Genomic DNA, 23,466 nt, shown 5'->3' on the forward strand with positions numbered 1-23,466 from the left:
AGACATCGTCATGGGGTGTGGTCACGCAGCCGGTCGCGCACATGCTCGATGGCGCGCATGACGTAGCGCTCGATCATATTCTTGGACAGGCCCATGTGTTGCGCCACTTCGGCCTGCGTCCAGCCTTCGATGCGGTTCAGCACGAAAGCCTGGCGGCACTTGGGCGGCAATTCCGCCAGCACATTGGCCAGGTCGTCGGCCAGCCGCGATGCGCGCAAGGACGCCTCGGGGTCATCCACCCTCAGCTGATCAGCCTCGTCCAGTTCGTCCCACGGCACGTGTTCGGCGCGGTCCTGCCGCCGCCAGCGATCAATCAGCCGATGCCCCGCCGCCTGGAACAGATACCCGCGCGCCTTGAGCGCCACGCTGGCGTCGGCCTTCAGCAAGCGTTCGATGGCGTCGTGGGCGGCATCTTCGGCGTCGTGTCGGTTGCCCGTGCGCCGGCTCCATACGCCTACCAGCTCGTCGTAATAGGCGAGCCAGCCGGTGCGGGGGGAGGAAGAGCGGGACATGAGCCGGACGGGGACGGTCAAAAAAACAGGGTGGCGAATTTTACAAATAATTCTCATTATCGCAACCACTGATTTCAAGCGCCCGATGGTCCGGCTAGTAATCCATCGGGATATGGGCCTGCGCCGCGCGTATTTCCTGAATGTGGCGTTCGGCCTCTTCCCGCTCGGCCGCTGGCGGCAATGGCCGCCAACTCACCATATTGCCGGGCGTCTTCACCGGCATCCAGCCCAGCACGCTGTACAGCGTGATGGCGGTGCGTCCCGTGTCAAAGCGTGTCTCGTAGTAGCCCTGCCGGTCCGGCGCGGTATCACCGGACGTCCAATCCAACTGCGACATCCACGTCTCCTTTGCTGAAGCGGTTAGGCAAGCGCGCCGGCCCCTTCATGGCCCGACGCCGCTTCATCGTAAAGCGTGCGTCGAGCGCCCATGAAGCCACCTTGCGCCCGCTTTGCAATTCTTGACAGAGGGATATCCCTAGGATTACGCCAGGTACACCTTTATTTAATGCCGATGAACGGCAGGGCCGAGCCGGGCACCTGCGTGGCGGGCAGCACGCCGTCCCATTTCTCAACGGCGTTCAGGCTCACCAGATTGGTGTTGGCCGCCAAGGCCTCGGCCTTGGCGCGAATCGACGCCGCCTCGGCTTCGCCGCGCATGCGGATGCCGTCGGCCTCTGCCGTGAACTGCTGGCGGCGCGCATCGGCTTCGGCACGGGCTTTGACCACCTGGATCTCAGCGTTGATCATGGCCGTTTCCTTCTGCTGGCGCGTGGTCTCGATCTGCACCTGGGCCAGCATGCGCTGTTCGATGGAATGCTCGTAGGCCTGCGAGAAACCCACTTCCTCGATCTGCACGCCCACCACCTGCACCGGTGCGCCTTCCATCGTCTTGAGCACGGCGTTGTTCACGTCCAGGCCCAGCTTCTGACGTTCCTGGATGGCGCGCACGGCGGTGTACTGGCCGAACACGTTCTTCACGGCATCGGGCGTCTTGCGTTCCAGCACACGCATCTGCAGATTGCTGATGGTGCCGTATTCCGAATAGAGCTCGGCCACGTGCTCGGGCGGCACGCGATAGGTCACGGACACGCGCAGTTGCGCCGGCTGCTGGTCGTAGCTATAGGCTTCCAGTTTCTCGAACACAAACGTGTGGTCGCGCACCGACACCATCATCACGTTGTCGATGAAAGGCGTCTTGAAATCCAGCCCCGGTTCCGATACGCGCACCAGCTTGCCGTTGCGCAGCACCACGCCGCGCTCGCCCTGGTCCACCTGGAACCACGAACCGAAAGCGATGAAAAGGATCAGCAGGAAAAGAATGCCGGTAATGAGGGCGACCTTGATGTTGCGCGGCTTGACCGCGCCGATCGTCTTGACCATCTGGATATCTGTCGGCTTCACTTCGAGTCCCTTTCTGATTTTGAACGTTTACGGTCCGAGAGCACGGCCGCGATGCCGCGCGCGAGCAAATAAGCGACCACGGCCGCTCCCACCAAGATCAGGAAATACCTCATCGCGCCCCCCCCGGGAAAGAAGCACCGGATTCTAGCCGGTGAAAGGGACGGATTAAACCTCCAATGCGCCAGCAATGTTGCTAGACATTTCTAGACGTTGCGACCCTGCAAATCGCGGCGATGACAGGGACGGAAACGGCTGCGCGCCGCCCCGCACGCTTGCTCGCATCAGGCCGCAGACTGTTACGGCATCGGCTTGGGGCGATCTGCTACCGTGAACATTCACCCCGAGTTCTGCCGGTCGGCAAGCGGCCGGCACTGAAGATGGAGACCGAATGCCACGTCCTTCCGAGTCCGCTCCCTTGATCGGCGTGATTCCCCCTTACATGCTGGACCGCCTGGCGCAACACAGCGACGCGCGCGTCAGCATGCCCGCCGTCAAAACCTTGATCATCGATCAGCAGCAGCGCAGCCTGCGCGAAATGTCCGCGCAACCGTCGCGCGCCACGCTGGCCCCCGCTTCCCCCCCGTCGCCCCCCGGTGTGCCGGAACGCGCGGTGCATGACGCGCACAACACCACCACGCTGCCCGGCACGCTGGTGCGCGCCGAAGGCCGCCCGGCCAGTGGCGACGTGGCGGTGGACGAGGCCTATGCGCACCTGGGCGCCACCTACAAACTGTTCTGGGAGGTATACAAGCGCCATTCCATCGACGGCCACGGGCTGCCGCTGGTGGGCACCGTGCACTACGGCGACGACTACGACAACGCTTTCTGGAACGGCGCGCAGATGGTGTTTGGCGATGGCGACGGCGAAATCTTCAACCGCTTCACCGTGGCCGTGGACATCATCGGCCATGAACTCACACACGGCGTGATCGACTCCGAAGCCGCCTTGCTTTACCAAGGCCAGTCCGGCGCCTTGAATGAATCGCTGTGCGACGTGTTCGGTGCCCTAGTCAAGCAGTACGCGCTGGGTCAGACCGCCACGCAGGCGGATTGGCTGGTGGGCGCGGGTTTGTTCACCGAGCAGGTCAACGCCCGCGCGCTGCGGTCCATGGCGGAACCCGGCAGCGCCTACGACGACCCGGTGCTGGGCAAAGACCCGCAGCCCGCCCACATGCGCGACTACGTCGATACCCCGCGCGACAACGGCGGGGTACATATCAATTCCGGCATTCCCAACCGCGCGTTTTTCCTGGCGGCCACCTCGCTGGACGGTCCAGCGTGGAAAGGTGCTGGCCGCGTCTGGTACGACACGCTGTGCGACAAGCGCCTGCGCCACGACGCCGACTTCAAGGCCTTCGCCGCTCTGACGTCAACCGTGGCCGCCGAACGCCACGACTCGGACGTCCAAAACGCGGTGTCACAAGCCTGGGCCGCCGTAGGAGTCCTGCCATGATCGAACTGCCTCCTCTGGACCTGGTGCTACTGGTACGGCTGACCCGCGAAGGCGGCGTGGCGTACCTGCCCGCGCTGACGCAGCCGCGCAGCATCAACCTGGCCACCTGCGCCCCCGAGGTGCGCCAGGAAGTCGGCGACGCGCTGCAACGCGCGGCCCCGCGTGCCGTGGCGGACTGCGCCCAAGCGGGTGGCGACCAACGCTATTTCCACGTCGAAATCGTGCTGGACCGCGACGAGCAAAGCGCCATCAGCTTCGACGTGCCTGAAGCCGACGCGCCCGACACGCTGATGCAACTATGGAAGGCGCACGCGGCATCCCCCGGCTAGCGGGCCGTGGACACCGGTTGCGGCCTCGGCACGCGCGGCCCGCCAATCTGAATGGCGCGGCCCGCATACAGGCCGATGACCGCCATCGCCACGCACAGGATCGCGCACAGCGCCAAGGCGACGCTCCACCCGCCAAGCCGGTCATGCAGCGCGCCCATCAAGGCGGGGCCGCTGGCGGCGAACAGATAGCCAACGCATTGCGCCATGCCTGACAAGGCCGCCGCCTGCTGCGCATGGCGCGCGCGCAGCCCCACAAAGGCCAAGCCCAGAATGATGCCGCCGCCCGTGCCCAGCCCCAGCAGCACGATCCAGGCCGTGGCCCAGCCGGGCGCCGTGATCAGACCCACGAACGCCACGAAGGACGACGCAGCCGAGCAGAACGCCGCGCCGCGCTGGTCTTTCATCCGGCGCACCACCGGCGCCAGGAACAGGGCGGGGCCGGCGGACATCAGTTGCAGCAGTCCATGCAAGGAACCCGCGCGCTCGGCGGAATAGCCGGCGTCGCGCAAGATGGCGGGCAGCCAGCTCACGCCCACGTAGAACACAAAGGAATTGATGCCGAGGTACAAGGTCACCTGCCACGCCAGTGGCGAATGCCACAGGCGGCCGCCGTGCGGCGCGTGCGCGGTGGTTGACGCCGGCGGCGTGTGCCGCGCCAACTGCGGTAGCCACAGCAGCATGCTGGCCAGCGGCAAGACCAGCAGGCACAGCGTGGAAAAGTGCCAACCGTTTACCGACAGCCCTGTCGACCACCCCGCCAGGGGAATCGCAATGGCCGAGGCCACGCCCGCCACGATGCTCATCGTCAACACATAGGCCGAGGTCAGCCCGGCAACGTGCTGCGGAAAGTCGCGCTTGACCAGGCTGGGCAACAGCACATTGCCGATGGCAATGCCCGCCCCGATGATGGCCGTGCCCCCATACAGGCCCCAGGCCGCGCCCTGTGTGCGCACCACGATGCCGACAGCAATCAGCACCATGGCGCCGAACAGCGTGCGTTCCAGGCCATGACGGCGCGCCAGGCCCGCGGCAAACAAGGACACCACGGCAAACGCCAGCAAAGGCAAGGTGATCAGCATGCCGGCCGCCGTGGACGTCAGGCCCAGTTGTTCACGGATCATGCCAATCAGCGGCGGCACCCCCGTTACTGGCGCGCGCAGGGCCATGGCAATGCAAAGAATGCCCAGGATGAGCCACACCGGACGGCTGCCGGTGCGTAGAGAAACGGGAAGAGGATTCATGCCGCAAGCTTACGCAGGCGCGCCTTTACCGAATTTCGAGACAATGACAAACTATCCCGAAATTCAGCCAAACCGCGCCGGGCCGTCCCGTCGGGTCGTCGTCCGCCGCTCCCTGCCCCGCCCGCATGCACCCTTTCCCACCCACGCCCTTCGATCCCGACTCAAGCTCGCAGCCCGCCTTCGCGATGCCGGTGGACGCCCCGGATCGGGACAACGAATCCCCCGCGCACCGCCACCACATGGGCCAGCTTGTGCTGGCCTTGCGCGGCGGCGTCACCTGCTCGGTACCGCAAGGGCTATGGATGGTGCCGCCCCAATGCGGCGTATGGATTCCGGGCGGCGTGCCGCACAGCAACCGCGTCACCGCCAATGCCCGCGTCTGTTTTTTGTTCGTGCCGGCCGCTGCCTCGGGCCTGCCGAATGAATGCTGCACGCTGGCCATCACGCCCTTGGTGCGCGAACTGATCGTGCACCTGGCCGCGCTGCCCGCGGCCGAGGCGCAAACGGAAGCCAACCAGCAACTGGCGGAGGTCCTGATCGAACAATTGCGCCGCATGCCCACCGAACGCCTGCATCTGCCGCTGTCAGACCACCCTCGCCTGCGCGAGATCGCCAACGCGCTGAACGCGGACCCCGCCGACCGCAGCACGGTCGCCCAGTGGAGCAAGCGCGTGGCGATGAGCGAACGCACGCTGGCGCGCCTGGTGCAGCAGGAAGTCGGCATGAGCTTTGGCCGCTGGCGCCAGCAACTGCACATCATCGTGGCCTTGCAGCGCCTGTCGGCGGGCGTGTCCGTGCAGCGCACCGCCGAAGACCTGGGCTATGAATCCGTCAGCGCCTTCATCACCATGTTCAAGAAGACGCTGGGCAAAACCCCGGCACGATACTTCGCCGACAAATCGCAGGGGCCGGCTTCGCCCGACGCGCCTAGTCCTGCTTGGGGCCGGCAACGATGAACAAGCGGGGGAACGGCAGCAGCACCGTGCCGTCGGCCAGCGCGGGATAGGCCTCGGCGATCAGCGCCTGATAGCGCGCCAGAAAGCTCGCCTGTTCGGCCGCGTCCAGCTTGTCCAGATACGGCCGCAGCGCCGTGCCCTTGAACCATTCCACCACCGCCGCCGCGCCAGCCAGCGGATGATGATAGGTGGTGCGCCACACATCCAGCATGCCGCAATGCGGCTTCAGCAACTCGTAGTACCAGGACGCGCTGTGACGCGGCGGGTGCTTCACACTGCCCGTCTTCGCGGCCCACGGCGTCTCGCCCGCCACTTGCCGCGCCAGGCGGTGCGCGGGCTCTTCCATGTTGTCGGGCGTTTGCACGGCCAGGCTGCCGCCGGGCGCCAGCTTGCCGACCAGGCGCGGATACAGCGTGGCGTGGTCAGGCACCCATTGCAGCGCCGCGTTCGCCAGGATCACGTCGTACTGCCGAGGCGGATTCCAGGTGGCGATATCGGCCAGCTCGAACTGCAGGGACGGCAGGCGCTTGCGCGCGGCTTCAATCATGTCTTGCGAACTGTCCATGCCGGTGACCTCGGCGTCGGGATAGCGCGCAGCCAGCACTTCGGTGGAATTGCCCGGCCCGCAGCCCAGGTCCACCGCCAGCCCGACCGCTTGGTTTGGCAAGGCGGCGACCAGGTCGCGCACGGGTCGGGTGCGTTCGTTTTCAAAGGCGGAATATTGCTTGGCGGACCAACTGTTGTGGTTTGCGGTGTGGCTCATGGCGGCTCCTTGCTGAAGGACGGATACGCGGGGACTCTACGCCTGGCCGCGTCATATTACAAATATGTAGCCACGCCATTTTTCATATCGAACGCCTATGGCAGAGCCCAAAGAAAAACCGCCGGGCAAAGCCGGCGGCTGGGGACAGCAACGCTGAGGATTACTGCGTCGTCAACGTATCCGAGCGGGTTTTCCACAACGAGAACAACACACCGCCCAGGATCAGGCTGAAGGTCACGCCCAACGACACCGCCGCGGGCACCTTGCCGATGAAGCCGACCAGGAAGATCTTCGTACCGATGAACACCAGCACCAGGGCCAACGCGTACTTCAGGTAGTGGAAACGGTGGATCATGGCAGCCAGGGCAAAGTACAGCGCACGCAAGCCCAGGATGGCGAAGATGTTGCTGGTGTAGACAATGAACGGGTCCGTCGTGATGGCGAAGATGGCAGGCACCGAATCCACCGCGAACACCAGGTCAACAAACTCGATCAGCACCAGGGCCAGCAGCAGCGGGGTCGCAAAGCGCACCTTCTTGTTGGAGGCCGGGTCCGTCTCGGTGACCACGAACGCGTTGCCGCGCAGGCCTTCCGTGACACGCATATGGCGCTTCAGGAACTTCAGGATCGGGTTGGTGGCGATGTCCGGCGTCTGGTCGGCAATCATCCACATCTTGATGCCCGTGAACACCAGGAACGCGCCGAACAAATACAGCAGCCAGCCAAAGTTACTGACCAACGCGGCGCCCAGGCCAATCATGATGGCGCGCAGCACGATCACGCCCAAGATGCCCCAGAACAGCACGCGATGCTGGTACTGGCGGGGAATCGCGAAGAAGCTGAAGATCAGCGCGATCACGAAGACGTTGTCCATGGACAGCGATTTCTCGATCATGAAGCCCGTGTAATAGGCCATGCCGCTGGTCGCGCCCAACTGCCACCACACCCAGCCGCCGAACAGCAGCGCGGCGGTGATGTAGCCGCCGGACAGCAACAGGCTTTCACGCACGCCGATCTCGCGGTCTTCCTTGTGCAGCACGCCCAGGTCAAAGGCCAGCAAGCTGACGACAATGCTCACGAACAGGAGCCAGGCCCAGGTCGGTGTCCCTAAAAAGTCGTTGGTGAAGAATGTGATCAAAGTGTCCATGATTGCCCCGCTGTGTTCGAAGGTGCCCATGATCCGGATTTGATGCCAACCGAGAAATCAGCCTGAAAGTGAGTTAAGGTTCGAAAAAACCGAAGTGAAGACAAGTCATGCTGAACTACCGACACCTGTATTACTTCTGGATGGTGGCCAAGGAAGGCGGCTTTTCCCGGGCCGCCGAACGGCTGGACATGGCCATCCAGACCATCAGCGCCCAAGTGCGCGATCTGGAAAAAAACCTGGGCCACCAGTTGCTGAAGCCCGCTGGGCGCGGCGTGGCCCTTACCGACGCCGGCAAGGCCGCTTTCGCGCGCGCCGAAGAGATTTTTCAGATTGGCCATGTGCTGCCGCAGGAAGTGCGCGCCGCCGCCACCAAGCCTGTCATCCGCCTGTCCGTGGGCCTGTCCGACGGCATCTCGAAGCTGGCGGCGCACGCCTTGCTGGGCCCCGTGCTGGACACGCCCGACCTGCGCCTGACCTGCCATGAAGGCGAGGTGGAAGAACTGCTGGGCGAACTGGCCCAACACCATCTGGACCTGGTGCTGGCCGGCCAGGGCGCGCCCGCCAACCCCAACCTGCGCCTGACCAGCGACCGTCTGGTGTCGTCGGCGGTGGACTGGTACGGCCCGGCGCGGCTAGTGCGCAAGGCCGACACGCAGGACTTCCCGCGCTGCCTGGAGCGGTTGCCCGTGCTGCTGCCCACCGGCCATTCCGTGTTGCGCCAGACGCTGGACCGCTGGTTCGGCGAACAGGGCGTGCTGCCCAATGTGGTGGGCGAATTCGAAGACAGCGCGCTGATGTCGGTGTTTGCCGCGCGCGGCCTGGGCGTATTCCCGCTCAGCCGGCTGGGTGGCGACGATATCGGCCTGCTGCGTGGCCTGCGCCCGCTGGCCCGCTGCGACGGCGTGCATGAAGAAATCCACGCCATCCGCAACCGGCGCGGCCAGCACCATCCCCTGGTTCAAGCGGTGCTGGCGCACGCAAAGACTTCGGTTTTTTCTTAATGTTTGTCACACGCACTCTGGTTTTTTAGAAATAGAATCCGCTTTATCGTGGCCCCTCTTTTGAATCGGAGTACCACTGCAATGAAGAAAATCATCTGGCTCACCTTCGCCGCGCTAGCCGCGCTCTGGACGGGGTTGGTGGCGCTGACCCTGCAACTGACTGACTGGGTGCTGGCCACCATCTCTACCGCGCAGGTGCCGGGCAGCGCGCTGGACACGTCCCAATGGGTTGCGCCCGCGTGGGCCGCGGGCTGGGTGGACCCGGCCTGGCTGGCGTCGCTGCAAGGCGGCCTGGTGTGGGCCGCGCAGGGCTTGAATCAAATCTTGCCGGTAGCGGGCAGCCTGGGCACGCTGATCGCGGTGCTCGGCTGGATCTTCTGGGGCTTCATCATGGTTGGCCTGGTGGCGCTGGCCATGGTCTTGCACTGGCTGGCGGGCAAGCGCGAGCAGGCCAATGCGGCGCCTGGCCGCCAGGTGATCTGACCCAGGGGTCAACTCAGGGAGTGACCACGAGGGGTAACCAAGTGGTGTAATACCGGCAGGCAACGCGCAGCCCGGTGCGCTGCCCCGACACAGGAGCGTGCCTTGCCCACCCGAACTGTTCCCGCCCCGACCTCTGCCGCCTTGTTGGTCGTGGCCTGCCTGTTGCCCCTGGGCGCCATGGCAGCCACGCCCGCATCACCCAGCAACACCAGCGTGGATGTCTGCACCGTCGCCGGCACGTCAGGGCAGTACAGCGTGCGTGTGCGCAATACGGGGGCCGCGCCGCTGGCGCGCGTCGACATCACCGGTGTGCACTTGAACGCCTCCGGGCAGGCGACCGAACCGGTCAACGTCAGCCTGTCGGATATTCCTCCCGGCAAATACAAAACCGCCATCCTGGCGCGGCGCGGCGAATCCGCCGCCTTGGACCGCATCGTCACCTACACCTTGGCCGACGGCAAACAGATCCCGCAACAGGAACTGTTTGCCGGCAAGGTGGCGCACGTATCGCCCGGCTCGGCATTGCAATACACGCTGGCGCCACTGGCCGTGCGCGGCTGGACGGTGGCGTATGGTTCGCCCAACGCCGCCAGGCTGGCGGCCGGCAGCGCCGTCATCCTGAGCTACCCGGTACGCAGCGGCAAGCAGCCCGCCACGCGGCCCGAAGCCGGCCGTACGCCGACGGCGGTGACGCCGCTGGAGCCTTGCGAATAACGCTGATCAGGTGCCGGCAAGCAGGTCGCGCTCGTTCAAGAGCGCATAGACGATTTCAGGCTTGTTCTCGAAACCCCGGCGGATGGCGGCGGGCAGCGCGGTGCGCGTCTTGCGGCACAAGCCCGGCGCGTCTTCCAGCTGAATCGCGATACCGCGCGACGTACGCACTTCGTTGTCGCTGGGCGTAATCACGATCACGATGCCCAACTGCGCCTGGATGCGGCCCTGCATGGCGCGCAGGTCATCCAGGCTGGTGATGTTTTCCAAGCGCGCGACGAGCCGTTTTTCTTCTTCCTTGGTCAGCCGCAGGATGCGGATATCCGCGGCGGGGTCCGCCAACAGGGTGTCGCGGTCGCACACACAGGCGCCCGGCGGACATTCTTGGCGGATGGGAAAGGGAAGGTTCATGGCGAAAAAACGCGCGACGACGCACAAGGCCTGGACGACACCAGACCGTCAATTCTACTCAAGATGCTCCGCCCCTCGCTGCTGCGCGCTACTCGTTTTCCCGCAGGGCGACGCGGTATATTGCCCCCCTTGCTCAAGGCGGGGAGAGGCGCATGAAACGGATTTTTCTGGCGGCCGCACTGGCGGCGTGGGCGGGGCAGGCGCAGGCGCAGGAGCAAGCCGCCCCGCGCAACGTGCCGTTTTCCATCAAGGCGGGCCTGCCGGGCGTGGTCACCCTCAGCAGCGGCGATACCCAGCAGGCCACCGTGCGCGTGGGCGATGGCCCCATGCAGCCCCTGGGCAGCTTCGATGACGACGTGGTTGACCAGGTCCAAGCCGTGGACATCAACCACGATGGCTACCGCGACCTGATACTGGGCCAAAGCGGCGGCAGCACGCAGCTTATCGCCCGGCTATTCCTGTATCAGCCTGATCGCGGCGGCTTCAAGGAAATTGTGCACCCCAACCCATCCAGCCCGTGCCGAGGCTTCGTCAACCCGGTCATCGACGACAAGCAGGCCGCGATCCACGTCGCGTGCCGCTATGGCGCCGCCAGCCACGGCTTCGAAGACTATGTGCTGCGACCCGACGGCACGGTGCGCGCCACGTCATGGGGCACGCAGGCGCTGTTCGGCCTGGAGAGCGAGGCCGCCGAACTGCGCTACCGCTTTCGCGAAGACGGGTCGATTGACCGCATCGACATCGAAGGCGAAGGATCGCCACTGGAAGGCGGCGCCGTGCCGGTCAGCAAGCTGGACCTGACCGACACCCCAGACGTCAACGCCACACCCACCCTGACCGCCACCGAAGGCGAACACCTGGACGTCGTGGCCCTGCGCCCGCCCGACTGGCTGCAAGTGCGCTACGCCAGCAAGACGGCGGGCGATGTGCTGAAGTGGGTGCGCTATGCCGATCTGCGCGTGGACAAGCATCGGCTGGTGGCGCCGTCGTCGCCTGGCCCCCTGACGCTGGACCTTGCCGACACGCTGGGCAACTGGAATGGCGAGGACGGCGGCCAGTTCATCGTCAGCGTGACCAACACCCGTGAAGCGCCTGTCGCCCTGAATGCGCCGCGAGTCTGGCTGCTGCTGACCAACGCACAGGGCCACCGCATCGTGCACCCGCTTTACCAGCGCGAAGCCGACACCCTGCACCCCGCCAACCCGCTGGGCCTGGCCCGCGACACTATCGTCTGGGCCGCCGGCGAAGACGGCAAGCCGGCCTACCTGCTGAACGACAACGGCTACAGCAACGTGCCGTTCCTGCCCGCGCTGGCGCCGGGCAAGTACCGAGCGGCCGTTGTATTGACCGACCCGGGCAATCTTGCACAGCCCATCGTGTCCAACGACATCGGCTTCGATTACCCCTTGCCGCAACAACCGCCCGCCTCACAATAAGCACGTCTTGAGGTTCATCCACCAGCGTACCGCCCATGCCGCTCAAGCTTCTTCGACCTCATCACGCCCGTTCGCGCCGCGCTTCAGCCTTCCGTCTCGCCGCCCTGCTCCTGGCCGCCCTGATCGCGCTGACCCTGGCCGCCGCCGCCCTGGCGGCCACCGGCCTGCTCACCCGCGCGCGCCCCGCCGACGTGGCCATCGTGTTGGGCAACACTGTGCTGCCCAGCGGCGAGCCCTCGCCTCGCCTGGCCGCGCGGCTTGATCGCGCCTACGAATGCTATGCGGCCCGACAATGCCGCATTCTTTTCGTCAGCGGCGGCGTCGACCCTGCCGGCGCCGATGAAGCCGCCGTGATGCGCAACTACTTGCAGGCGCGCGGCGTGCCCGCCGACCGCATCGTGATGGACAGCGCGGGCAACAATTCCTGGGCCACCGCGCGCCACGCCAGCGCCTATATGCGCGAACACGGCTACACCAGCGCGCTGGCCGTCACGCAATACTTCCACCTGCCGCGCACCATGCTGGCGTTGCGCCGCCACGGCGTGGCGGACGTCAGCGGCGGGTATCCCCGGTTTTTTGAATGGCGCGACCTCTATTCCGTATTCCGCGAGCTGCCCGCCGTAGCCTGGTACGGGTGGCGGTCGCTATAGTGACGTTCGTCAATCCGTATTGGTGACGTTCGTCACCCCTCATTGCCCGCCCCTTCAAGGACCCATGCCGTGCTGATTTTCCACAATCCCGTCCATGACAAACACGCAGGCCGCCAAGAGATGTTCCGCGGCAAACTCGTGCCCTGCCACGAAACGCCGGCGCGCCTGGAATATGTGCTGGACGCGCTGCGCCAGCGCGGCATTGGCGAACTGCGCGCGCCGTCGGCGCCCGACATGGACCTGATCAAGCGCGTGCACACGCCGCGCTACGTGGATTTTCTGGCCCGCGCCTGGCAGGACTGGGTGGCGCTGGACCCGGCCAATGCAGACCTCGACATCCTGCCGTCCGTCTGGCCCGTGCGGGGCTTTCGCCACGATATCGAACCCACCAACTTCGCCGCGCGCCTCGGCCTGTTCTCGTTCGACAGCGGCTGCCCGCTGACGGCCGGCACCTGGGAAGCGGCCACTGCCGGCGCGGCTTGCGCCATCGACGCAGCACGCGCCGTGATGGCGCCGAGCGGCCCGCGCGCCGCCATGGCCTTGACCCGCCCGCCCGGCCACCATGCGGGCGCCGACTTTTTCGGCGGCTATTGTTTCCTGAACAACGCGGCGCTGGCCGCGCAAGCCCTGCGCGATGCTGGCGCCGCGCGCGTGGCGGTCCTTGACGTGGACTACCACCACGGCAATGGCACGCAAAGCATTTTCTATGAACGGGGCGACGTGCTGACCGTATCGATACACGGCGACCCCACCACGGAATACCCCTTCTTTCTGGGCTATGCCGATGAAGCAGGCGAAGGCGCGGGCTTCGGCGCCAACCTGAACCTGCCACTTGCGGCCGGCACCGACTTCGCCACCTGGATGCAAGCGCTGCAAGAGGGCCTTGCGGCCATTCAGGCGTTCAAGGCCGATGCCGTGGTGGTGGCGCTGGGCGTGGACACCTACGAAGGCGACCCCATCTCGAAGTTCAAGCTGAAAAGCGCCGACTACCTTGACGTGGGCCGCGCGCTGGCCAGCCTGGGCCTGCCCACCGTGTTCACGATGGAAGGCGGCTATGCCGTGGCGGATGTGGGGATCAATGTGGCGAATGTGCTGGAGGGCGCGCGCTATTAATCCCGCGTTTCCAGCACCTTGTTGATGCGCAGCGCCAGCAAGGTGCACGCGGCGCCCGACAGCAGATAGATGCTGACGGCCACCAGCCCAAACCGAGCCGACAAGCCCAACGCCACCACCGGCGCGAACGCCGCGCCGATCAGCCAGGCCATGTCGGACGTGAGCGCCGCGCCGGTATAACGGAAGCGGCGCGTGAAGTTCGCGGTGACGGTGCCGGACGCCTGCCCATATGACAGGCCCAGCAACACAAAGCCCACCAGGATGAAAGCGTCCTGCGCGACCGGACCGCCCCCCAGCAGCCACGGCGTGAACAAGGCAAAAATGCCGATTGCCCCCGCCAGCAGGCCCAAGGTGGTGCGCCGACCGATGCGGTCGGCCAGCCAGCCCGAAGCCACCGTGCCCAGAATGCCCAGCACCGCGCCAAAGATCTGCACGATCAGCACGTCGGTAACCCGCTGCGTGGCGCTGATGGCAATCCAGGACAGCGGAAACACGGTGACCAGGTGGAACAGCGCGTAGCTGGCCAAGGCGGCAAACGCGCCAATGAACAGGTTGTAGCCTTGCGAACGCACCATCTCGGCAATGCTGATGGGTTCAAGCTCGCCTTCTTCAAGCAGTTGCGTGTATTCCTCGGTGACCACCAGACGCAAGCGCGCGAACAGCGCCACCACGTTGATGGCGAAGGCCACGAAGAACGGATAGCGCCAGCCCCATTCAAGGAAGTCCGCCTGCGTCAGCGTGACGTGCAAATACAGGAACAACGCGCTGGCCACCAGGAAACCCACCGGCGCGCCCAACTGCCCCATCATTGAATACCAGCCACGCCGATGCGGCGGCGCATTCAGCGCCAGCAACGACGGCAGGCCGTCCCAAGAACCGCCAAACGCCAAGCCTTGCAAGCAACGAAATACCGCCAACAAGACAATGGCGTGCGCGCCGATGGTTTCGTAGCTGGGCAGGAACGCCATGCCCACGGTGGCGGTGCCCAACACAAACAGGGCAACGGTCAGTTTTGTGGCGCGGCCCCAACGCCGCTGAATCGCCATCGACAGCGCGGTGCCGATGGGCCGCATGATGAACGCGAACGAGAAGATGACAAACGCCCAAAGCGTGCCTTCCAGCGGCGCTTCAAACGGGAAGAAGACTTTGGGAAAGACCAGCACGCAGGCGATGCCGAATACGAAAAAATCAAAGTATTCAGACGCGCGCCCCACCACCACGCCGACCGCGATTTCGCCTGGAGCCACCTTGGCATGGCTGGCCCCGCCGGACGTGGGCCCCGGGCCGGGAACGGAAGGGGCATGACCGGGATACCGCGTGGAGGTCGACATGGATTTGCTCACTGTTGGAAGTTCGAAAGGACGTCCGAAACCGCCTTGTCTACGATCTTGCAACCTGCTTGGCGCGCGACGAAGCCACCACGCGCCAAGCCGCATCCACACAGGGATAGCGCCCTGCCGCGCGCACAATCCCGTGCACACTTTTGTTCTTTTACCCTAGATTTTTCGCGGCTTCCAGCGTAGTGTTGCGTTTACTTCCCACGGTTACGTTTCGGGGTATGGCCATGTCGTCCCTCCCAAGGCTCCGCGGATTGATCTTGATTGCCGCCCTGCCATTGCTCGCTGGATGCAATGCGGTGCTGCTCTCGCCATCAGGCGACATAGCAGTGCAGCAACGCAATCTGATCATCATCTCAACCTGCTTGATGCTGCTGATCATCGTGCCGGTCATCTTCTTGACGTTTCTTTTTGCGTGGCGCTATCGGGCCAGCAACAAGGACGCGCACTACGACCCGGAATGGAACCACTCCACCATGCTGGAGCTGCTGATCTGGGCCGCGCCGCTCTTGATCATCATTGCGCTGGGCGCGCTGACCTGGGTCAGCACCCACCAGCTTGACCCCTACCGCCCGCTGGCCCGCCTGTCCGAAGGCCGCGAGGTGCCCGCCGGCACCAAGCCGCTGGTGGTCGAGGTGGTGGCGCTGGACTGGAAATGGCTGTTCCTGTATCCCGAACAAGGCGTGGCCGCCGTCAACGAAATGGCCGCGCCGGTCGACCGCCCCATCCAGTTCAAGATCACGTCGTCATCGGTGATGAACTCGTTCTTCGTCCCCGCGCTGGCCGGGCAGATCTACGCCATGCCCGGCATGCAGACCACCTTGCACGCCGTCATCAACCACCCCGGCGAATACGAAGGCCTGTCCGCCAACTTCAGCGGTCCGGGCTTCTCGGCGATGCGATTCAAGTTCCACGGCCTGGACCAGCAAGGCTTTGACAAATGGGTGGCCGACGCCCGCGCCTCCAGCACCACGCTTAGCCGCGACGCCTACCTGAAGCTTGAACAGCCCAGCGAACGCAACCCCGTGCAACGTTACGCCTCGGTGGCGCCAGGCCTGTTCGACGCCATCGTGAACCGCTGCGTGGAAGGCAACCGCATGTGCATGAAGGACGCCATGGCCATCGACTCGCAAGGCGGCATGGGCATACCCGGCGCGCTCAACATCACCACCCTGGACCCGGCCACGCGCGAGCGCCTGGGGCTGACCGGCACGCCGCCGCGCAAGTACGTGGGTTCCATGTGCACGTCGACCGAAGGGCTGGTGTTGTAGCGCCGCGCGTCTGCCGCGATCCGAACCGGATGACGCTGGGGTTTCATGAAATCGTGGTCTTTACGCTGGAATCAAGATGCCTGATCAACCAGACCTCACCAAGCTGATCTTCGGTCGATTGACCTGGGACGCCATCCCCTTTCACGACCCCATTCTGCTTGCCACGTTTTTCGTGGTCGCGGTGGGCGGCATCGTGCTGCTGGGCTCCATCACTTACTACAAGAAGTGGGGCTATCTGTGGCATGAATGGTTCACCAGCATCGACCACAAGAAAATCGGGATCATGTATGTGATTCTGGGCATCGTCATGCTGCTGCGCGGTTTCGCCGACGCCATCATGATGCGCTTGCAGCAGGCCGTGGCCTTTGGCGATTCCACCGGTTATCTGCCGCCCCACCACTACGACCAGATCTTCACCGCGCATGGCGTGATCATGATCTTCTTCGTGGCCATGCCGCTGGTCACGGGCCTGATGAACTACATCGTGCCGTTGCAGATCGGCGCGCGCGACGTGGCTTTTCCGTTCCTGAACAACTTCAGTTTCTGGATGACGACAGGCGGCGTGATCCTGGTGATGATGTCGCTGTTCGTGGGCGAATTCGCGCGCACCGGATGGCTGGCGTATCCACCACTATCAGGCATATTGCACAGCCCCGACGTTGGGGTCGATTACTACATATGGGCCTTGCAGATTGCCGGGGTGGGAACCCTGCTATCCGGCGTCAACCTGCTGGTCACCATCGTGAAAATGCGCGCGCCCGGCATGAAGATGATGCGCATGCCCATCTTCACCTGGACCGCCCTGTGCACCAACGTGTTGATCGTGGCGGCCTTCCCCGTGTTGACCGCCGTGCTGGCGCTGCTGTCCATGGACCGCTACGTGGGCACCAACTTCTTCACGGCGGACTTCGGCGGCAACGCCATGATGTACGTGAACCTGATCTGGATCTGGGGCCACCCCGAGGTCTACATCCTGATCCTGCCCGCCTTCGGCATTTTCTCGGAAGTGGTGGCCACGTTCTGCCGCAAGCGCCTGTTCGGCTATGCCTCCATGGTGTACGCCACGGTGGTGATTACGGTGCTGTCATACCTGGTCTGGCTGCACCACTTCTTCACCATGGGGTCAGGGGCCAGCGTGAACTCGTTCTTCGGGATCACGACCATGATCATCTCGATCCCGACCGGCGCCAAGATCTTCAACTGGCTGTTCACCATGTACCGCGGCCGCATCCAGTTTGAAGTCCCCATGCTGTGGACGATGGGCTTCATGGTCACGTTTGTGATCGGCGGTATGACAGGCGTGCTACTGGCGGTGCCGCCCGCTGACTTCGTCCTGCACAACAGCCTGTTCCTGGTGGCGCACTTTCACAACGTCATCATCGGCGGCGTACTGTTCGGGCTGATGGCCGGCATCACCTACTGGTTCCCCAAGGCCTTTGGCTACAAGCTTGACCCGTTCTGGGGCAAGTGCTCGTTCTGGTTCTGGCTGGTGGGCTTCTACGTGGCCTTCATGCCGCTGTACGTGCTGGGCCTGATGGGCGTGACCCGCCGCGTAAGCCACTTTGAAGACATGTCGTTGCAGATCTGGTTCCAGGTCGCGGCGTTTGGCGCGCTGCTGATCGCCTGCGGCATCGCCAGCTTCATCATCCAGTTGGTGGTCAGCTACCGCCGCCGCGACCAACTGCGCGACGAAACGGGCGACCCCTGGGACGCCCGCACGCTGGAATGGTCCACGTCGTCGCCCCCGCCCAACTACAACTTTGCCTTCACCCCGCGCGTGCATGACCTGGACGCCTGGTGGCAGATGAAGCAGCACGGCTACCAGCGGCCGCAGCAGGGCTTCATCCCCATCCACATGCCGAAGAACACCTGGGCCGGCGTGGTGCTGGCGGCCATCAGCGTGGTGATGGGCTTTGCGCTGATCTGGCACATGTGGCCACTGGCCGTGTTGTCTTTCGTGGCGCTGATCCTGGTGTCCATCATTCATACCTTCAACTACAAGCGCGACTACTACGTGCCGGCCGCCGAGGTCGTGCGCGAAGAAGACGCCCGCACGAGGTTGTTAGCGAAACATGTCTGATACCTTGGCCCCCACCCTGCAAGGCGGCGCCACGCCGCCCTCCGAGCCCGTGTTCTACGTCCCGGGCGAACATCACCCCAAGAACGGCACCCTGCTGGGCTTCTGGGTCTACCTGATGAGCGACTGCCTCATCTTTGCCTGCCTGTTCGCCGTCTACGGGGTATTGGGCCGCAGCTACGCGGCCGGCCCGTCCGGCGCCGACCTGTTCGACCTGCCCCTGGTGGCGGTGAACACGTCGCTGCTGCTGCTGTCGTCCATCACCTACGGTTTCGCCATGCTGGAGATGCGGCGCAAGCGCATCGGGGCGACGCAGTTGTGGCTGGGCATCACCGGCATTCTGGGCCTGGGCTTCCTGGCGTTGGAAATCTATGAGTTCACGCACCTGATCCACCTGGGCGCGGGGCCGCAGCGCAGCGCCTTCCTGTCGGCCTTCTTCACGCTGGTCGGCACGCACGGCTTGCACGTCACCTTTGGCATTGTCTGGCTGGTGACGATGATGATCCAGGTGCGCCTGCACGGCCTGATCCCCGAGAACCGCCGCCGCCTGATGTGCCTGTCGCTGTTCTGGCACTTCCTGGACCTGATCTGGGTGGGCGTGTTCACCTTCGTGTATCTGATGGGAGTGCTGCCATGAGCTCGCACATGGATAACCTGGCTGACCGCGGCCACCATGGCCATGACCACCATGACGACCATGACGACGACGGCGCCAGCCACGGCACCGTGAAGAGCTACGTCACGGGGTTCATCCTGGCGGCCATCCTGACCGCGATTCCCTTCTGGCTGGTCATGGACCGCGTGTTCGAGAGTTCCCGCACAACCGCCCTGATCATCCTGGCGTTCGCGATGGTGCAAATCGTGGTCCACCTTGTGTACTTCCTGCACATGGACACCAAGTCCGAAAGCGGCTGGAACATGTTGGCGTTAATATTCACGCTGGTGCTGGTCGTAATCACGCTCAGCGGATCAATCTGGATCATGTATCACTTGAACGCCAATATGATGCCCATGTCCATACACGACATGCGGAAAATGCCCTGATGGCCGCAGTAAAAGACAACACATTCCGCGACACCCCCCGTAAACCGCGCAGCAAAACCACCCTGGTCATCCTGGGGGTGGTGGCTGCCGCGCTCTTTGCGGGCTTGTGCGCCCTGGGAACCTGGCAGGTGCATCGCCTGGCCTGGAAGCAAGAGCTGATTGCGCAGGTGAAACAGCGCGCGCATGCGCCCACCGCGCCGGCGCCGGGCAAGCCGGACTGGCGCGGCCTGACCGCCGGCAATGCCGAATACCGCCACGTAACGGCAACCGGCACCTTCCAGTACGACCGCCAGACGCTGGTGCAGGCGGCCACCGAACTGGGCAGCGGCTATTGGGTCATGACCCCCTTGCAACTGGCCGATGGCGGTGGCACGGTGCTGGTCAACCGTGGTTTTGTGCTGCCGCAATGGCGCAAGAATCAGGCGGCGTCACCTCCGCCGCCCGCCGCCGACGCGCGCGTCACCGGGCTGCTGCGCATGGGTGAGCCAAGCAGCGGTTTTCTGCGCAACAACGATCCGGCCGCCAACCTCTGGTATTCGCGTGACCTGCCCGGCATCGCCAAGGCCCGTGGCCTGACTGACGTGGCGCCCTACTTCATTGATGCCGACGCCGCGTCCAGCCCCAGCCGCGACCCGGCCCAAGCTCCCGTCGGCGGGCTGACCGTGCTGACCTTCCCGAACAACCATCTGGTCTATGCCATTACCTGGTATGCGCTGGCGCTGATGATCATTGTTGGCGTGGTGATCTTCGTGCGCGAAGAAAAGCGCGGGCGCGGCAAGGGCTGACGCTAAACCGGCAAGTAAAAGCCGCGCTACCCGTCATGGGCAGCGCGGCTTTTTTATTTCACCATGACTCCAGCACCGAACTTCGCTGGACTACGCCATAGTCTGATACAGCAGGTTTATCAATAACTTAGGCGGATTCATCATATGCCGGTGCTTTCTGAAACTTGACCCGGCTTCCACCCGCTTGGCTCCCAACAGGCTCCTGGAAATCGGGTTTTCCGAGGAGTCATCATGGCGAAAATCAAACTCACCAAGTCCGCAGTCGATGCGGCACAAGCCCAAGCCCAGCCAGTCGAACTGCGCGATACCCTGGTTCCTGGCTTCCTGTGCAAGATCACCCCGGCAGGCCGCAAGGTGTTCATGCTCCAGTACCGCACGAACGCCGGAGAGCGGCGCAAACCTGCCCTGGGTCTGTACGGTGAGCTGACCGTCGAACAGGCCCGGTCGCTGGCACAGGAGTGGCTGGCGCAAGTGCGCCGGGGTGGCGACCCTGCTGCAGAGAAGGCTGCAGCGCGTCAGGCACCCACGGTCAAGGAACTCTGCATCAAGTTCATGGAGGACTATTCCAGCCAGCGTAACAAGCCGAGCACGCAGGAAGGCTATCAGAGCGTCATTGATCGCAACATCATCCCGATGCTTGGCCGCATGAAGGTGCAGGATCTGAAGCGGCCTGACGTGGCTTCGATGATGAAGAAGATGGCCCACAAGCCCGCTGATGCGAACCGCACGTTCAGCGTGATGCGCAAGATGTTCAACTTGGCAGAGGTATGGGGCTATCGCCCTGACGGCACCAACCCATGCCGCCATGTACCCATGTACCCGAACGGCAAAGCGACTCACCTCATCAGCGACGAGGAAATGGGCAAGTTGTTTCGCTACCTTGACCAGTTAGAGGCTGAAGGGCTGGAGCATGTTGTGATCCCGTTGGCCATCCGCCTGCAATTCGAGTTTGCCGCTCGCCTTTCTGAGATCGTCTCACTCCAATGGGATTGGATTGATCTGGAAAACCGGCGGGTGGTGTGGCCTGACAGCAAGACAGGCGGTATGTCCAAGCCCATGAGCGAAGAAGCCTATCGGCTTCTTTCGACGGCGGCTCGCAATGCTACGACGCCCCATGTATTACCGTCTCCGCGCCACCCTGATCGGCATTTGACCGACGGGGAGTATTACAACGGTTGGAGCCGCACTCTCAAAGCTGCTGGCGTGACGCATGTGGGTACGCACGGCATCCGTCACCGCTCGGCGACGGACATTGCCAATTCTGGCATCCCAGTGAAGGTCGGTATGGCTCTGACGGCGCACAAGACCGTGGCGATGTTCATGCGCTACGTCCACACCGAAGACAAGCCCGTGCGGGAGGCCGCCGAGTTGGTGGCGAACCGGCGCAAGGCGATCACCGGCGCTAAGCAATCCCCTGCGGAGGTGACGGGATGAGCAGGCGCAAGGTGTCCACCCCTTCACCAGCAGCGCCGAAGGCACTGTTGGGTGACATTCGGGCACTGATTGAGGCTGCGCACCAGCGCGCCGCCTCGGCGGTCAATGCCGAACTAACCTTGCTGTTCTGGCGCATCGGCCAGCGTATCCATACGGAGGTGCTGGCTGGGCAGCGTGCCGAGTACGGCGAGGAGATCTTGCCTTCCCTGGCCGAGCAGCTTGTCCGCGACTACGGGCGCAGCTTCGCGGACAAGAACCTGCGCCGGATGGTGCAGTTCGCGGCCACTTACCCCCAGGAGCCAATTGTCGTGACGCTGTCACGACAATTGAGCTGGTCACATTTCGTGGCCTTGCTGCCGCTGAAAGACCCCCTTCAGCGGGACTATTACGCTCAGATTGCGAGCACCGAGCGCTGGAGCGTGCGGACGCTACGCGAGCGCATCGACTCGATGTTGTACGAGCGCACGGCGCTATCCCAAAAACCGGAAGAAACCATCGCGCAGGAGCTGGCGACCCTGCGCGATGCAAAGCGCATGACCCCAGCACTGGTCATGCGCGATCCCTACATCCTCGACTTCCTGGGGCTGCGGGATAGCTGGCAGGAAAGCGACCTGGAGGCAGCCATCATCCGCGAAATGGAAGCTTTCCTGCTGGAGCTGGGCGCGGGCTTCTGCTTCGTTGCCCGGCAGAAGCGCATCCAGATCGACGACGAGGATTTCCACCTTGACCTGCTTTTCTACAACCGCAAGCTGCGGCGGCTGGTGGCGGTGGAATTGAAGATCGGCGAGTTCAAGGCAGCCTACAAGGGACAGATGGAGCTTTACTTGCGCTGGCTGGACAAGCACGAGCGGGAGCCGGAAGAAGCCTCGCCGCTGGGGATCATCCTTTGCACCGGCAAGAAGCGCGAACAGATCGAATTACTGGAACTGGACAAGTCAGGCATCCACGTCGCCGAGTACCTGACCAGCTTGCCGCCGCGAGCGGTGCTGGGCGATAAGCTGCAGCAGGCGACCGAGAGGGCGCGATTGCAGATCGAGCAGCGGGAGCCTAGCGAGAAGTCCTGACAGCAGCATCAGTGCGTCCTGGCGTACCGCCGTCGGGTTCGCGGGCTACGCCCCGCGCTTCGTGCCGAATCGCAGCCATCCGGCTTTGACCCCTGACGCCTTCGGCCCTCGTGGGCCTGCGCGCTCCGCTTGCCCGAAAGCCGACTGTGTGAAGTAAGTGGGTGTGGGCGGTCTTGCTGTTCCCTTCACCGTATCACGGCGTTCTCACCGTCAATGACTGCGCGTGCTAGCACGCTTGCGGCCTGTCGTCCGTCTTCGATCCCTGACTGCTTACGCTGCGCCGTGCTGGCCACGGTTCCGGGCAATTCCGCCCGAGCAACCGGAGCACGATCATGTCGCAACTGTCCTTTTCCTCGTTCGATGACGTTTTGCTGGTGCGTGACGCGCAGGGGCGCTACTTGCCGGCGTCGGTGGATCAAATTCTTGAAGCGGCACGCCAGGCCGTCGAGCTGAAGATGCAGCGTGGTGCTGAGTTCACTTCGCCTGCGCTGGTCAAGGAGTACCTGAGCAACAAGCTGTCAGGTTTCGAGCATGAAGTCTTTGCAGTGCTGTTTCTGGACACGCGTCACCGGCTGATCGAGTATCGGGAGATGTTCCACGGCACCATCGACAGTGCATCGGTGTATCCGCGCGAAGTGGTCAAGGAGGCGCTGCGGCTCAATGCGGCTGCGGTCATCGTTTCGCACAACCATCCGAGCGGAACCCCCGAGCCGAGCGCGGCTGACCGGGCGCTGACCCAACGGCTCAAGGAAGCGTTGGGTCTGGTAGACGTGCGCGTGCTCGATCACATCATCGTTGCGGGCAACGAAACGGCATCGTTCGCCGAGCGTGGGCTGATCTAGCCCAA

General features: G+C 64.0%; 25 protein-coding genes. 17 read left to right on the forward strand and 8 right to left on the reverse strand.

What is annotated here, in order from left to right; all coding sequences use genetic code 11:
• Window positions 1-8 precede the first annotated feature (8 nt).
• The 3 genes from WBR68_RS09880 to WBR68_RS09890 form a co-directional block, all read right to left on the reverse strand.
• Window positions 9-512 carry an RNA polymerase sigma factor gene (locus WBR68_RS09880; protein ID WP_050450110.1) on the reverse strand — a complete coding sequence of 168 codons (504 nt, stop codon included), beginning with the start codon at window positions 510-512 and terminating at the stop codon, window positions 9-11.
• A gap of 94 nt (window positions 513-606) precedes the next feature.
• Window positions 607-849: a hypothetical protein gene (locus tag WBR68_RS09885; protein WP_050450109.1), complete on the reverse strand. Its 243-nt coding sequence runs from the start codon at window positions 847-849 to the stop codon at window positions 607-609.
• A gap of 161 nt (window positions 850-1,010) precedes the next feature.
• A complete protein-coding gene (locus tag WBR68_RS09890; RefSeq protein ID WP_157055536.1) occupies window positions 1,011-1,892 on the reverse strand; it encodes a prohibitin family protein in 882 nt (293 codons plus the stop codon).
• 409 nt (window positions 1,893-2,301) lie between these two features.
• On the opposite strand from WBR68_RS09890, the gene WBR68_RS09895 reads away from it, so the two are divergent.
• Window positions 2,302-3,366 (forward strand): M4 family metallopeptidase, encoded by a 1,065-nt coding sequence (locus tag WBR68_RS09895; RefSeq protein ID WP_230694093.1) that lies wholly within the window; start codon window positions 2,302-2,304, stop codon window positions 3,364-3,366.
• Entirely contained in the window at window positions 3,363-3,695 is a 333-nt protein-coding gene (locus tag WBR68_RS09900; RefSeq protein WP_050450106.1) for a protealysin inhibitor emfourin, read from the forward strand. Before WBR68_RS09895 ends, WBR68_RS09900 begins: the two co-directional genes overlap by 4 nt.
• On the opposite strand, the gene WBR68_RS09905 is transcribed toward WBR68_RS09900, so the two are convergent.
• Window positions 3,692-4,936, reverse strand: coding sequence for an MFS transporter (locus tag WBR68_RS09905; RefSeq protein ID WP_164741295.1), 1,245 nt, complete (start codon window positions 4,934-4,936; stop codon window positions 3,692-3,694). The genes WBR68_RS09900 and WBR68_RS09905 overlap by 4 nt on opposite strands.
• 125 nt (window positions 4,937-5,061) lie before the next feature.
• Between WBR68_RS09905 and WBR68_RS09910 the strand changes: the two genes are divergently transcribed.
• Window positions 5,062-5,892: an AraC family transcriptional regulator gene (locus tag WBR68_RS09910; RefSeq protein ID WP_050450105.1), complete on the forward strand. Its 831-nt coding sequence runs from the start codon at window positions 5,062-5,064 to the stop codon at window positions 5,890-5,892.
• On the opposite strand, the gene tam is transcribed toward WBR68_RS09910, so the two are convergent.
• Together tam and WBR68_RS09920 are read right to left on the reverse strand one after the other, a co-directional pair.
• Window positions 5,864-6,655 carry a trans-aconitate 2-methyltransferase gene (gene tam / locus WBR68_RS09915; RefSeq protein WP_050450104.1) on the reverse strand — a complete coding sequence of 264 codons (792 nt, stop codon included), beginning with the start codon at window positions 6,653-6,655 and terminating at the stop codon, window positions 5,864-5,866. The two genes, WBR68_RS09910 and tam, sit on opposite strands and share 29 nt — an antisense overlap.
• 160 nt (window positions 6,656-6,815) lie before the next feature.
• Window positions 6,816-7,802: a TerC family protein gene (locus tag WBR68_RS09920; RefSeq protein ID WP_050450119.1), complete on the reverse strand. Its 987-nt coding sequence runs from the start codon at window positions 7,800-7,802 to the stop codon at window positions 6,816-6,818.
• 107 nt (window positions 7,803-7,909) lie between these two features.
• Here WBR68_RS09920 and WBR68_RS09925 point away from each other — a divergent pair, with 107 nt between their 5' ends.
• The 3 genes from WBR68_RS09925 (at window position 7,910) to WBR68_RS09935 (ending at window position 10,000) form a co-directional block, all read left to right on the forward strand.
• Entirely contained in the window at window positions 7,910-8,803 is an 894-nt protein-coding gene (locus WBR68_RS09925) for a LysR family transcriptional regulator (RefSeq protein WP_050450103.1), read from the forward strand.
• An 81-nt stretch (window positions 8,804-8,884) separates the two neighbouring features.
• Window positions 8,885-9,286, forward strand: a complete 402-nt coding sequence (locus WBR68_RS09930) for a hypothetical protein (RefSeq protein ID WP_050450102.1) — start codon at window positions 8,885-8,887, stop codon at window positions 9,284-9,286.
• A 102-nt stretch (window positions 9,287-9,388) separates the two neighbouring features.
• A complete protein-coding gene (locus WBR68_RS09935; protein WP_230694094.1) occupies window positions 9,389-10,000 on the forward strand; it encodes a hypothetical protein in 612 nt (203 codons plus the stop codon).
• Between the two features lie 6 nt (window positions 10,001-10,006).
• On the opposite strand, the gene WBR68_RS09940 is transcribed toward WBR68_RS09935, so the two are convergent.
• On the reverse strand, window positions 10,007-10,408 hold the full coding sequence (locus tag WBR68_RS09940; RefSeq protein WP_050450118.1) for a hypothetical protein: 402 nt from the start codon (window positions 10,406-10,408) through the stop codon (window positions 10,007-10,009).
• A 152-nt stretch (window positions 10,409-10,560) separates the two neighbouring features.
• Here WBR68_RS09940 and WBR68_RS09945 point away from each other — a divergent pair, with 152 nt between their 5' ends.
• The 3 genes from WBR68_RS09945 (at window position 10,561) to WBR68_RS09955 (ending at window position 13,607) form a co-directional block, all read left to right on the forward strand.
• The gene (locus WBR68_RS09945; protein ID WP_230694095.1) at window positions 10,561-11,844 is read left to right on the forward strand and encodes an XAC2610-related protein; all 1,284 of its coding nucleotides are present in this window, start codon (window positions 10,561-10,563) and stop codon (window positions 11,842-11,844) included.
• Between the two features lie 35 nt (window positions 11,845-11,879).
• Entirely contained in the window at window positions 11,880-12,494 is a 615-nt protein-coding gene (locus WBR68_RS09950; RefSeq protein WP_230694096.1) for a YdcF family protein, read from the forward strand.
• A 69-nt stretch (window positions 12,495-12,563) separates the two neighbouring features.
• Window positions 12,564-13,607, forward strand: coding sequence for a histone deacetylase family protein (locus WBR68_RS09955; protein ID WP_342490497.1), 1,044 nt, complete (start codon window positions 12,564-12,566; stop codon window positions 13,605-13,607).
• On the opposite strand, the gene WBR68_RS09960 is transcribed toward WBR68_RS09955, so the two are convergent.
• Complete coding sequence (locus tag WBR68_RS09960; RefSeq protein WP_127185616.1) at window positions 13,604-14,938, reverse strand: MFS transporter; 1,335 nt, start codon at window positions 14,936-14,938, stop codon at window positions 13,604-13,606. The genes WBR68_RS09955 and WBR68_RS09960 overlap by 4 nt on opposite strands.
• 233 nt (window positions 14,939-15,171) lie before the next feature.
• Between WBR68_RS09960 and cyoA the strand changes: the two genes are divergently transcribed.
• The 8 genes from cyoA (at window position 15,172) to radC (ending at window position 23,461) form a co-directional block, all read left to right on the forward strand.
• Entirely contained in the window at window positions 15,172-16,215 is a 1,044-nt protein-coding gene (gene cyoA / locus WBR68_RS09965) for a ubiquinol oxidase subunit II (RefSeq protein ID WP_230694097.1), read from the forward strand.
• 76 nt (window positions 16,216-16,291) lie between these two features.
• Window positions 16,292-18,295 (forward strand): cytochrome o ubiquinol oxidase subunit I, encoded by a 2,004-nt coding sequence (gene cyoB, locus WBR68_RS09970; RefSeq protein WP_050445412.1) that lies wholly within the window; start codon window positions 16,292-16,294, stop codon window positions 18,293-18,295.
• Window positions 18,288-18,929, forward strand: coding sequence for a cytochrome o ubiquinol oxidase subunit III (cyoC, locus tag WBR68_RS09975; RefSeq protein WP_050445413.1), 642 nt, complete (start codon window positions 18,288-18,290; stop codon window positions 18,927-18,929). The genes cyoB and cyoC overlap by 8 nt, the downstream gene beginning before the upstream one ends.
• Window positions 18,926-19,336: a cytochrome o ubiquinol oxidase subunit IV gene (gene cyoD, locus WBR68_RS09980; protein WP_050445414.1), complete on the forward strand. Its 411-nt coding sequence runs from the start codon at window positions 18,926-18,928 to the stop codon at window positions 19,334-19,336. The genes cyoC and cyoD overlap by 4 nt, the downstream gene beginning before the upstream one ends.
• Complete coding sequence (locus WBR68_RS09985; protein ID WP_050445416.1) at window positions 19,336-20,121, forward strand: SURF1 family protein; 786 nt, start codon at window positions 19,336-19,338, stop codon at window positions 20,119-20,121. Before cyoD ends, WBR68_RS09985 begins: the two co-directional genes overlap by 1 nt.
• 231 nt (window positions 20,122-20,352) lie before the next feature.
• Entirely contained in the window at window positions 20,353-21,555 is a 1,203-nt protein-coding gene (locus WBR68_RS09990) for a tyrosine-type recombinase/integrase (RefSeq protein ID WP_153855185.1), read from the forward strand.
• The gene (locus WBR68_RS09995; protein WP_153855186.1) at window positions 21,552-22,619 is read left to right on the forward strand and encodes a PDDEXK nuclease domain-containing protein; all 1,068 of its coding nucleotides are present in this window, start codon (window positions 21,552-21,554) and stop codon (window positions 22,617-22,619) included. The genes WBR68_RS09990 and WBR68_RS09995 overlap by 4 nt, the downstream gene beginning before the upstream one ends.
• Before the next feature lie 332 nt (window positions 22,620-22,951).
• Complete coding sequence (gene radC, locus WBR68_RS10000) at window positions 22,952-23,461, forward strand: RadC family protein (protein ID WP_153855187.1); 510 nt, start codon at window positions 22,952-22,954, stop codon at window positions 23,459-23,461.
• Window positions 23,462-23,466: the final 5 nt, after the last annotated feature.

The organism is Achromobacter sp. JD-1 (assembly GCF_038594925.1).
In the GTDB taxonomy this organism is placed as follows: Bacteria; Pseudomonadota; Gammaproteobacteria; order Burkholderiales; family Burkholderiaceae_B; genus Achromobacter; species Achromobacter spanius_C.

Bases quoted from the DNA above. Each gene is read 5' to 3' on its own strand.
- WBR68_RS09920 (WP_050450119.1), bottom strand. From the start codon at position 7,802: ATGGACACTTTGATCACATTCTTCACCAACGACTTTTTAGGGACACCG.
- cyoD (WP_050445414.1), top strand. From the start codon at position 18,926: ATGAGCTCGCACATGGATAACCTGGCTGACCGCGGCCACCATGGCCAT.
- WBR68_RS09960 (WP_127185616.1), bottom strand. From the start codon at position 14,938: ATGTCGACCTCCACGCGGTATCCCGGTCATGCCCCTTCCGTTCCCGGC.
- radC (WP_153855187.1), top strand. From the start codon at position 22,952: ATGTCGCAACTGTCCTTTTCCTCGTTCGATGACGTTTTGCTGGTGCGT.
- cyoB (WP_050445412.1), top strand. From the start codon at position 16,292: ATGCCTGATCAACCAGACCTCACCAAGCTGATCTTCGGTCGATTGACC.
- WBR68_RS09945 (WP_230694095.1), top strand. From the start codon at position 10,561: ATGAAACGGATTTTTCTGGCGGCCGCACTGGCGGCGTGGGCGGGGCAG.
- WBR68_RS09910 (WP_050450105.1), top strand. From the start codon at position 5,062: ATGCACCCTTTCCCACCCACGCCCTTCGATCCCGACTCAAGCTCGCAG.
- tam (WP_050450104.1), bottom strand. From the start codon at position 6,655: ATGAGCCACACCGCAAACCACAACAGTTGGTCCGCCAAGCAATATTCC.
- WBR68_RS09940 (WP_050450118.1), bottom strand. From the start codon at position 10,408: ATGAACCTTCCCTTTCCCATCCGCCAAGAATGTCCGCCGGGCGCCTGT.
- cyoA (WP_230694097.1), top strand. From the start codon at position 15,172: ATGTCGTCCCTCCCAAGGCTCCGCGGATTGATCTTGATTGCCGCCCTG.
- WBR68_RS09905 (WP_164741295.1), bottom strand. From the start codon at position 4,936: ATGAATCCTCTTCCCGTTTCTCTACGCACCGGCAGCCGTCCGGTGTGG.
- WBR68_RS09995 (WP_153855186.1), top strand. From the start codon at position 21,552: ATGAGCAGGCGCAAGGTGTCCACCCCTTCACCAGCAGCGCCGAAGGCA.
- WBR68_RS09925 (WP_050450103.1), top strand. From the start codon at position 7,910: ATGCTGAACTACCGACACCTGTATTACTTCTGGATGGTGGCCAAGGAA.
- WBR68_RS09880 (WP_050450110.1), bottom strand. From the start codon at position 512: ATGTCCCGCTCTTCCTCCCCCCGCACCGGCTGGCTCGCCTATTACGAC.
- WBR68_RS09890 (WP_157055536.1), bottom strand. From the start codon at position 1,892: ATGGTCAAGACGATCGGCGCGGTCAAGCCGCGCAACATCAAGGTCGCC.
- WBR68_RS09985 (WP_050445416.1), top strand. From the start codon at position 19,336: ATGGCCGCAGTAAAAGACAACACATTCCGCGACACCCCCCGTAAACCG.
- WBR68_RS09900 (WP_050450106.1), top strand. From the start codon at position 3,363: ATGATCGAACTGCCTCCTCTGGACCTGGTGCTACTGGTACGGCTGACC.
- WBR68_RS09990 (WP_153855185.1), top strand. From the start codon at position 20,353: ATGGCGAAAATCAAACTCACCAAGTCCGCAGTCGATGCGGCACAAGCC.
- WBR68_RS09950 (WP_230694096.1), top strand. From the start codon at position 11,880: ATGCCGCTCAAGCTTCTTCGACCTCATCACGCCCGTTCGCGCCGCGCT.
- WBR68_RS09930 (WP_050450102.1), top strand. From the start codon at position 8,885: ATGAAGAAAATCATCTGGCTCACCTTCGCCGCGCTAGCCGCGCTCTGG.
- WBR68_RS09895 (WP_230694093.1), top strand. From the start codon at position 2,302: ATGCCACGTCCTTCCGAGTCCGCTCCCTTGATCGGCGTGATTCCCCCT.
- cyoC (WP_050445413.1), top strand. From the start codon at position 18,288: ATGTCTGATACCTTGGCCCCCACCCTGCAAGGCGGCGCCACGCCGCCC.
- WBR68_RS09885 (WP_050450109.1), bottom strand. From the start codon at position 849: ATGTCGCAGTTGGATTGGACGTCCGGTGATACCGCGCCGGACCGGCAG.